The sequence below is a fragment of the Spirillospora sp. NBC_01491 genome, from assembly GCF_036227065.1.
Lineage (GTDB): Bacteria > Actinomycetota > Actinomycetes > Streptosporangiales > Streptosporangiaceae > Spirillospora > Spirillospora xylanilytica.
Genome location: NZ_CP109432.1, coordinates 2,537,069 through 2,546,547 on the forward strand (window position 1 = coordinate 2,537,069; position 9,479 = coordinate 2,546,547).

8 protein-coding genes are annotated in these 9,479 nt (G+C 75.5%); 3 read left to right on the forward strand and 5 right to left on the reverse strand.

What is annotated here, in order from left to right; translation table 11 throughout:
- Window positions 1-54 precede the first annotated feature (54 nt).
- The 3 genes from OHA34_RS11980 to OHA34_RS11990 are packed head-to-tail and all read left to right on the forward strand — an operon-like array spanning window position 55 to window position 1,434.
- Window positions 55-579: a pyridoxamine 5'-phosphate oxidase family protein gene (locus tag OHA34_RS11980; RefSeq protein ID WP_285941200.1), complete on the forward strand. Its 525-nt coding sequence runs from the start codon at window positions 55-57 to the stop codon at window positions 577-579.
- A 44-nt stretch (window positions 580-623) separates the two neighbouring features.
- Entirely contained in the window at window positions 624-977 is a 354-nt protein-coding gene (locus OHA34_RS11985) for a DUF6191 domain-containing protein (protein WP_285941201.1), read from the forward strand.
- Between the two features lie 58 nt (window positions 978-1,035).
- Window positions 1,036-1,434 carry a hypothetical protein gene (locus OHA34_RS11990; RefSeq protein WP_329521632.1) on the forward strand — a complete coding sequence of 133 codons (399 nt, stop codon included), beginning with the start codon at window positions 1,036-1,038 and terminating at the stop codon, window positions 1,432-1,434.
- Here OHA34_RS11990 and OHA34_RS11995 read toward each other — a convergent pair.
- The 5 genes from OHA34_RS11995 to OHA34_RS12015 are packed head-to-tail and all read right to left on the reverse strand — an operon-like array spanning window position 1,418 to window position 9,263.
- A complete protein-coding gene (locus OHA34_RS11995) occupies window positions 1,418-2,407 on the reverse strand; it encodes a hypothetical protein (protein WP_329521633.1) in 990 nt (329 codons plus the stop codon). The genes OHA34_RS11990 and OHA34_RS11995 overlap by 17 nt on opposite strands.
- Window positions 2,404-3,636 carry a glycosyltransferase gene (locus tag OHA34_RS12000; RefSeq protein ID WP_285941204.1) on the reverse strand — a complete coding sequence of 411 codons (1,233 nt, stop codon included), beginning with the start codon at window positions 3,634-3,636 and terminating at the stop codon, window positions 2,404-2,406. Before OHA34_RS12000 ends, OHA34_RS11995 begins: the two co-directional genes overlap by 4 nt.
- Window positions 3,633-4,589, reverse strand: coding sequence for an alpha/beta fold hydrolase (locus OHA34_RS12005; protein ID WP_329521634.1), 957 nt, complete (start codon window positions 4,587-4,589; stop codon window positions 3,633-3,635). The genes OHA34_RS12000 and OHA34_RS12005 overlap by 4 nt, the downstream gene beginning before the upstream one ends.
- Complete coding sequence (locus tag OHA34_RS12010) at window positions 4,582-4,863, reverse strand: hypothetical protein (protein ID WP_329521635.1); 282 nt, start codon at window positions 4,861-4,863, stop codon at window positions 4,582-4,584. Before OHA34_RS12010 ends, OHA34_RS12005 begins: the two co-directional genes overlap by 8 nt.
- Window positions 4,860-9,263 (reverse strand): beta-ketoacyl synthase N-terminal-like domain-containing protein, encoded by a 4,404-nt coding sequence (locus tag OHA34_RS12015; RefSeq protein WP_329521636.1) that lies wholly within the window; start codon window positions 9,261-9,263, stop codon window positions 4,860-4,862. The genes OHA34_RS12010 and OHA34_RS12015 overlap by 4 nt, the downstream gene beginning before the upstream one ends.
- Window positions 9,264-9,479 lie beyond the last annotated feature (216 nt).

Genomic DNA, 9,479 nt, shown 5'->3' on the forward strand with positions numbered 1-9,479 from the left:
GCCGCCCGGTCTGGAACGATGAGGGCGGGGGAGGCCGAACGAGGGGAGACTTCCATGCCGGTCGCCGACGCCCTACCTGAGCCGGAGCCGAGCGCGAGCCGCCCGCACATGCCCGGCTACGGAGTGCGGGGGCCCGCGGACGGCAGCGGCCTGCTGCCCTGGGCCTGGGCCGTCGAGCGCATGTCGGCGGCCCGCAATTTCTGGCTGTGCACCGTCCGTCCGGACGGGCGCCCGCACTCGATGCCGGTGTGGGGCGCCTGGTCCGGGGAGGCGCTGCTGTTCAGCAGCAGCCTGCCGTCCCGCAAGATCACCAACCTGCGGGCCAACCCGCAGGTGGTGGTAACCACCGAGGCGGCCGAGGAGCCGGTGGTGATCGAGGGCCGCGCCGAGATCGTCACCGAGCCGCGCAAGCTCCAGCTGTTCATCGACCTGGTCAACGCCAAGTACGCCACCGGCTATCGTGTGGATTTCCTGGACCCCGCGGTGAACGCGACGGTAGAAGTGCGGCCCGAGCGGGCATTCGGACTATGGCAGGGGGACTTCACCGGTTCTCCCACCCGCTGGTCGTTCGGGGAGTGAACGGCCACGGGATCATTTCGGAGACTCATCGCGTTGGAGTGTGTGTGAAGTCACCCTTTCGCCGTCGCAAGCGCGCCAAGGGCCGCGCGCCGGCCAAGCGCAAGCCCGTCGAGCCGGAGATCGTCGACTGGCCGCAGACGGGCACCGGCCGCACGTCCCTGATGGGCGCCATCCGCGGGGACGGCGAGACCGGCGCCGGGTTCGGCGGCGGCATGTTCGAGGATCTCGCCTCCGCGTTCGAGGGCTCCAAGAAGATCAAGCAGGAGGAGCAGCAGCGCGAGAAGCTGATGCGCCACGACGACCATCAGGTGGCGGGCGGCGGCGCCGCCGACCTCGACTCGGGCAAGATCCGGATCCGGCGGACCGGGCCGGTGGATCCGGCGCCCGGGACGGACTGACGGACAGTGTCCGAAATGTGTCGAACATAGATTCGAACATCCGGGTTATCCTGAACGGGTGAGCACGCACGTACCGCCCGGCTGGCCGGCGCAGGTGCACCCGCCGGGCACCGAGCGCTTCGAGGACACCGCGATGGCCTGGCTGCTCGAGCTCGTCCCGCCCGAGTACCGGCGCTACGGGGTCCTGCGCCGCTACCCGATCGTCCTCGCCCGGATGGCCCGGCACCATGTCGACGCCTCGGTCGAGGCCGCCCGCGAGGGCTTCCGCACGGCCCGCGTCGACCTCTCCGGCGCCGTCCCGCCGCACGGCGTCGAGGCCGTGATGGAGGCGTACCGGCGCGAGGGCGGGCGGCTGGTCGCCCTCGTCCAGGCCGTCGAGCTGGTCGAGGCGGCCCTCTCCGGTCCCGGCTCCGGCGGCGACCCGGGCCGGCGCCGGCCCTTCACCCCGCGTCTGTGACACCGCGCCGGACCGCGCCGGGGACGGGGGTCGCGGTGAGGAAACGGGGCGGGCGCCGCACGGCACCCGCCAGCCGCGCGCCGACCTGGGCCCGCACCTGGGGGACGTTCGCCATCGGAACGAGCGCCACCACGCACGTCCCGATCGTCCGCCCGCCCAGGGCGCCCGCGTCACGGGCGGCGTCCAGGGCCAGGTCGAGGGCGGGGGCGCCGCGGGCATGAGCCTGCGTGAGCAGCGGCCCCAGGTCGGCGATCCGCCCGGCACGCAGCGCCTGTGCCGCCCGCTCGGCGGACGTGTCGTCCACCGGCGCCCGGGACACCGTCCGAGACGGGGCCGCCGGGGCGCCCGGGTCGATGATCAGGAGGCGGAGGCCGGACGCCGCCAGGTCGCAGGGGACGCGCTCGGCGCCGCCGCCGGGGGCCACCAGCAGCGCCTCGGCCTCGCGTGCGTGGAGGGCCGTCGTGTACGCCGCGTCCTGCGGCTCCCCTCCCCCGGACGGGCCGTGCAGATCGTCCAGGCCGAGGGCCACGGCGCAGCGGGCCTCGACGCCGGTGAACAGCCCCATCTCGGCGGGCAGCTCGCGGTTGACCACCATCCGCGCGGGAGGCGGCACCGGCCGGGCGCGGAAGGCGGCCAGAGGCTCCGCCGCCCAGCCCGGCGCCCCGGCGTTCCGCAGGTCGCCGGGCGCGGCGGTGAAGCGATCGGCGTGGTGGTTCATCGAGTAGAGGTCGATCACGGCGCCGGTGTCGTCGCTGTCACCGAAGGCGACGATGACTCCCCAGGTCACCGCCATGGTGAGGGCGGGCGCGAGGTCCGATACGGGCGTGCCGGGCGGGGCGCCGCCGAGCAGGGTCAGGACGCCCGGGGTGCGGCGGATCCCGGCGGGCGGACGGCCGAAGGCGCGCTCGAAGACGTGCGCGGTGATCCGCGCGTCCGGCTCGGCCGCCCTCCCGGCGGCCGGCGGCCGGGTCACGTCAGCTTCTCCAGCCGGTCGGCCGCCTGCGCCGCTCCCCCCGCCTCGGTGAACGAGTCGCGCACCCGCCGGGCCGCGGCCCGGTAGGCGTCGTCGGTCAGCACCGCGGCGAGCGCGTCGCGCAGTTCCGCCTCGCGGACGCGGCCGAACCTGATCGGGATGCCGGCGCCGGCCGCGGCGACCTGGCGGGCGATGACCGGCTGGTCGTCCCGGATCGCCGCGACGACCAGCGGCAGGCCCCGCGCGAGCGCCTCGCACACCGTGTTGTGGCCGCCGTGGGACACCACCGCGCTCATCCGCTCGAGCAGCTTGAGCTGCGGTACCCGGTCGCGGACCAGCACGTTGGACGGCGGGTCCGGGACGGCCCCGGGCGGCGCGACCAGCACCGCCTGCACGTCCATGTCGCGGACGGCATCCGCCGCGACCTGGAAGAACCGTCCGGCGGCGGCGCCGTTGAGGGTGCCCATCGAGACGAGGACGGCGGGCCTGCCGTCCAGCCACTCCCAGGGGAAGTCGTTCCCCGGCGGGCGGCCGAGCGCGGGCCCGACGAACGCGAAGTGGCCGGGGAAGACCGAGGTGTCGCCGACCAGCGCGGCGGTGGAGAACACCAGCACCAGGTGGTCGGAGAAGCGCAGGTCGAGCAGGTCGTCGATGCCGTGGTCGAGCTGGAACTCGCCGATCCGCTCGCGGACCCACTCCTCGACCTTGGGCATCCCGGCCAGCGGCCGGGTGAACTCGGCCGAGGTCGTCGCCGAGGTCGCCCACGGGATCCCGCGCAGCCGCGCCGCGACCGGGGCGGCCAGGACCTGCTGGTCGGCGATCACCACGTCCGGGTGGAACCGGCGGACCGCGGCCTGCACACCCGGCATCATCGCGTGCCCGAGCGGGACGATGAACTCCTCCCACAGGAACCGCAGCGCGGCCGGGCCGCGCAGGCCGAGCCACTGCTCGCGGGCCGCCTCCATCCGGGCGCCGAACGCCGCGTCCTCCGCCGCGAAGATCTGCGCGCCGTGCCGCAGCAGCGGTTCGAGCGCGGCCTTGTGGCCGACCCAGGCGACCTTGTGGCCGCGGCGGGCGAGCTCGCCGCCCACCGCCACGGTCGGGTTGACGTGGCCGGTCAACGGCGGCACCGCGAACAGGAACCTCCGCCTGGGGATCCCGGTGTTCGGTCCGCGCTGCACACCGCCCTCGCCGAGCAGGGACGGCACCGCCACGCGCCGCGCGCTCACCGCACACCCGCCGGAGACGCGGGCGGCACAGGCGGCGCGAAGGGCGCGGACGGCGCGGGTTCGGCCGATGCCGCGGGTGCCGCCGGGCGGACGGCGTGGGGTGATCTGGTCGCGGCGGGCACGGTGGTGCCCGCGTGGTGGGACAGCCAGGGCAACATGACCTCCAGGAGCTCCTCGGTGCCCTCCCGCAGCAGGGTGTGGGCATGGCCCGCCATGATGTGCAGCGTGCAGCCGGGGACCGACCGCAGCAGCAGCGTGCCCGCGTCCACGACGTCGGAATGCTCTCCGTACACCGCGAGCACGGGGCACGACAGCGTCGCCAGGTCGGCGGGGCGGACGGGGTCCAGCGCGGCCAGATCCTCCATCAGGCTGGTGCCGTTGATGAGCGCGTCCGCGGTGGCGGCCTGCCGGCCGCGCTGCCGCCAGCCCATCGCGAGGAGCTGGTCGGCCTGGCACTCGTACTCCAGCGCGAGCGCCGTCCGGCCGAGGGAGTTGAGCATGCCCTCGGTCCACTCCCCGGCGTGCTCGGCCGGGCCGTACGCCTCGATCAGGACCAGGCCCGCGACCCGGTCCGGACGGGCGAGCGCCGCGTTCAGCGCCACCACCCCGCCGTAGCTGTTGCCGACCAGGTGGACGGGGCCGTGGTGGCCGAGCTCGCCGAGGATCGCGAACAGGTCGCGGGCGGCGTCGGCCGCGCCGTGGCCGGTGGCGGTGCACTCGGACCGGCCGTGCCCGCGCAGGTCGTACATGACCGCGTGCGCCCCGGCCGCGGAGACGGGCCGGGCCAGGGTGTAGTAGAAGCTCGACAGGTTGTCGGTGACGAGGCCGTGCACGAACACCACCACGGGCGCCGGGCCCGCGCCCGCACGGCGCGGCGCGCCGCCCGGGCTCCCCTCCCAGGCGTCCAGGGTCTGCACGTGGAACCGGACGCCGCGCGCGGTCACCTCAGGCATGCGCTGCCTCGACGTGCCGGGTCAGGTCGCCGACCGTCATGTTCATGATCTGGTCCAGGTCCATGCCCGCGACCAGGCCGGCGAAGTCGCCCCGGTCGCCGTAGCGCGCCCGGAGCTTCTCGGCCAGCGCCACGAACTCGATGCTCTCCAGCGCGAGGTCGCCGTTGAAGGTGGTGTCGGGCCCCACCTGGACGTCCAGCAGGAAGTCCTCGCCCACCACCTCCACCAGCATCCGCACGACCTCGGCCAGGACGCCGTCGTCTGCGCTCGTCATGCCTGTGTCTCCCCCGCGTTGTCGTTGTGCGTGCTCGGCGCCCCGACCGTCCAGGTCACGACGCGTCCCTCCACCGGGCGCGACTCCACCGCCGTCGCCCTCCCTCCGGCGGCGACCAGCAGCCGGTCGGGCCCGGCGGCGGTGACCAGCAGGTCATCGGCGTCGGTCCCGGTGGCCGCGGCCACGGCGCGTTTCGCCGTCCGGAGCCGGGTCGCCGCGGTCGCGCGGTCGCCCGGTGCCCCCGCCAGCAGATCACGTTCCGCGCCGCTCGGCGGCACTCCCTCATCCGCGACCGTGCCGAGGGCGATGCCGGCGGCCTGGCCGGCGGGCCGGACGAGCGCCACGGCGAACTCGCCGTCGCCGTCGATCGCGAGCGCGGGCGGCCGGTCGAACGGGCCCGCGACGGTCGGCCGCCCGGGCGTGGCGCCGTCCCGGACGGTCAGCTCGGCGGGGAACAGCGGGCCGTGCCCCTGCCGCCACAGCCACTCCCGGACGGCGTCCTTGGCGGCGATCCGGCCGAGCAGCCACGGGCCCTGCGCGCGCGGCGTGAGGGCCTGGTATTCGTCCCGTTCGGCCGCGCACAGGTACTGCCGCATCAGCAGGTCGCGCGCGGACGTGCCGTCCCACCGCTTGCGGGCCAGGCACCAGCCGCCCGGCTGCGGCTCACTGGTCCCCGACACCTCCGGGGTGAACTTCATCCGCCACACCTGCTCGTCGGTGTAGAAGCGGTGCGTCGTCCAGCCGTCGACGCGTCCCCACACGGTTCCGTCGGCGCGGACGAGCTCCACGTCGCAGCGGATCGTGGTGCCGGACACCGCGCGGTTCCGGACGGTGGTGTCGAGGCGTTCACCCGGCGACGGCAGCGGGCCGTACCAGGAGACGCGGTCGATGCCGACGGGGAACACGGTCTGGTCCTTCTCGCCGTACACCTGGATCCAGTGGCCGCAGAGCTGCCCCGCGCTGTCCATCAGCGCGCCGGGCGTCGGCAGCGAGGTGAGCTTCGCGCGCAGCCCGCCCTCGGCGAGGGCGCAGATCTCACTGACGCCCTGGTAGCGCGGGCCGTGGAACATCCACCGCTCGGCGTAGAACCGTTCGGCGGTGACCTCCGGCGGCCCCTCCCCCTCCAGCGGCGTGCGGTCCGGCGCGGGCGGCGCCGGGTGGCGGGCGGCGAGCAGCACCGTCGCCTCGGTGTGCCCCTCGATGACGACGCGCACCCCGACGTCGGCGTCGGCGTCGCCGCCGTCCGGCGCGACCGGTGTCGCGCGGATGGCGGCGGTGGTCGCGGGCTCGGCGATGACCCAGCGCAGCGCCCGCACGTCCGCGAAACCGATGACCGCCAGGTCGGGGTACAGCTCCCGCGCGGTGTCGGCCATCACCTCCAGCAGCGTGGTCAGCGGGACGACGGGGAAGCGGTCCGACATCTCCGGCCACCCGGCGGCCTGCGGGATCAGGCAGTGGTCCGCGACGTACGGCATGGCGTCGAGCGAGAAGACCCGCGACGTCGTCAGCGCGGTCATCTGGCCGGGCGGGCCCGTGGCAGCCGGACCCGCGGGCGGAGCCGCCTCGCTCGGGCGAACCGCCTCCAGCACGCTCTGCGCGCTGTCTGCGGCGTCCTTGAGGAGCGCCTCGAGCTCCGCCATGACCGGATCGCCCGCCGGCAGCGACGGCAGGTCCTGGGACCGCGCGATGTCCAGCGGCGGAATCGCGCCGTCCAGCCTGATCAGCGGGGTGCCGAGGTCGAGCCGCAGGCCGGCGCCCGGGGCGGCGGAACCGGCCGCCCACCGGGACGAGCCGTACCCCTCCGCCCACAGCGCCGCCACGACGCGCCGCAACTGCGCCATCCCGTCCCGCTTGGGGACGTTGACGGCCATCGCGAGGTGATCGCGGTCGCCCAGCCTGTCGCCGACGAACCCGGTCAGGCTCCCCGGCCCGACCTGCACGAACGCCCGCACGCCCGCGCCGTACAGCTCCTCGGTCAGCTCGCTGAACCGGACCGGTTCGAGCAGATGCCGCACGACCAGCTCCCGCACCTGGTCCGCCGTCTCGGGGAACGGCGCGACCGTGGTCGCCGACCACAGCGGGACCCGCGGCGCGCAGATCGGCAGCCGTTCGAACGAGCGCCGCACCGCGTCCATGTACACCTCGGCGACCGGGGTGTGGAAGCCGGACCGGAACGGCAGCTCCTGCCCCAGCACCCCCTCGGACGCGAGCCGTCCCACGATCTCGCGGACCTCGTCCGGCGGGCCGCAGATCACCGACTGGTGCGGGCAGTTGTCATGGCTGACCGACGTCCCGGGACGCCCGCCGATGGCCTCCTGCGCCCGGTCGGCGCCGCAGCCGAGCGCCGCGTACGCCACGTCCGGCACCCGGACCTCGTCGCGGTCCAGCGCGGCCATGAACGCCTCGACCGCGTCCGCCGGGTACAGCCCCGTCGCGATCATCGCGGTCCACTCGCCGAGGCTGTGCCCGGCCGCCACGTCCGGCTCGACGCCCAGCTCGGCGAGCGCGCGGGCGAGCAGCCGGCCCACCGCGATCACGTCCGCCGCGTGGCCCAGCAGGTCGGTGCGGCCGGTCAGGTCCGGCGCGTCCATCCCGAAGTGGGCGGCGACGTCGTCCACCCGCGGATCGAACACCGGCTCGAACCCCGGGAACAGGAACGCCAGCCGCCCACCCGACGCCAGCAGGGGCCGCGGCGTGAACCAGAGGTCGCTGCGCCCGCGCCAGGGCGTCCCGCGCTGCGCCACCGCCCGCGCCAGGTCCAGCCGCCGCGCCGTCGGCCCCACCAGCGCCAGCCTGCACGGCAAGTCCTCCGGCTCCACGCCCTCCGCCGGCTCATGCGCCTGCGCGAGGAGCTGCCCGTCCGGCACGTTCAGCAGCGCCGCCATCTCCTCCGGCGACACCGCCGACAGGCGCAGCACGGCCTCGCCCTCGCCGACCCGGGCCCGGCCCGCGTCGCGCGCGACCGCCGGCCGGACCCGCCGCGGAACGGCCGACGCCGACGGGGGCTCCTCCAGGATCACGTGGGCGTTCGCGCCGCCGAACCCGAAGGCGTTCACCACCGCCCGCCGCAGCCCGCCCGCCGGACGCTCCCATTCCGCCAGCGCCCGGACCGGCCGCAGCCGCGTCCCCGCCAGCGCCGGATGCGGCTCCTCCACGTGCAGCGTCGGCGGCAGCACGCCCTCCCGCAGCGCGCACGCCGCCTTGATCAGCCCGGCGATCCCGGCGGCCGGCATCGCGTGCCCGATCATCGACTTGACCGTGCCCAGCCCGATCGACGGACCGGACGTCCCGAACACCCGCCGCAGCGTCGCCAGCTCCGCCTCGTCCCCCGCCGGCGTCGCGGTGCCGTGCGCCTCCACCAGCCCCACCGCGTGCGGCTCCGAGGGATCGAGGCCCGCGTCCCGCCAGGCCCGCTCCAGTGCCAGCACCTGCCCCTCCACCAGCGGGCTCATGATGCTCCCGGCCCGGCCGTCGCTGGACGTCCCGGTACCGAGGATCACCGCGTGCACCCGGTCGCCCGCGCGCTCGGCGTCCGACAGCCGCTTCAGCAGCACCATCCCGGTGCCTTCGGCGAGCAGCGTCCCGTCCGCGGACCGGTCGAACGGGCGGATCCGCTGGCTCGGGCTCAACGCCCTGAGCTGGCTGAACACGCTCCACACCGTCGCGTGGTGCGCGTGGTGCACCGCCCCCGCCAGCATCGCGTCGCACTGCCCGCCCCGCAGCGCCCGCACCGCGTGCTCCACCGCCACCAGCGACGACGCGCACGCCGCGTCCAGCGTGTACGCCGGCCCGCGCAGATCGAACCGGTTCGCGATCCGCGACGCCGCGAAGTTCGGCACCAGCCCGACCGACGCGTCCGGCCCGTCCGGCCCGAGCCGGTCGCAGAACGCCTTCCGGATCTCGGCCAGCCGCTCCGCGCCCAGCCCCGGCAGCAGCTCCGCGAGGACGCCCACGAGCTGGTGCGAGGTCCGCACCCGCTGGTCGAACCGCGCCACCCCCGGCGTGATGTATCCGCCCCGCCCGATCACCACCCCGATCCGGGCCCGGTCCGGCAGCCGGTCGTCCCCGCCCGCGTCGGCGATCGCCTCCGCCGCCGTCCGCAGCGCCAGAAGCTGGTCGGGCTCCATCCCCGGCACCGCCGCCGGCATGATCCCGAACCGCTCCGGGTCGAACGTGGCCAGCCCGTCCACGAACCCGCCGCGCCGGCAGTAGAACCGATCGCTCACCGGCGCCCGGTCGTACGCCCCCGGGTCGTAGTACACCGCCGGATCCCACCGGTCCGCCGGCACCTCGGTGATCGCGTCCACCCCGGCCCGCACGTTCCGCCACAACTCGGCCGCCGTCCCGGCCCCCGGAAACACCGCCCCCATCCCCACCACGGCAATCGGCTCTGTGTTCATTTGGCTCGCTCCGCTCGCCGGCTCGTCGGCGCCTCACGCGACGACTTCCCTCGTCGCGTGCTCACTCCTACGTCGCTCCGCGCGCTCCTCAGTCCAGCCGCCGCGCGCCTCCTCACAGCGCCCACGGCGGCGCCTCCGGCACCGCGGCTCGTCGGCGCCTCACGCAACGACTTCCCTCGTCGCGTGCTCACTCCTACGTCGCTCCGCGCGCTCCTC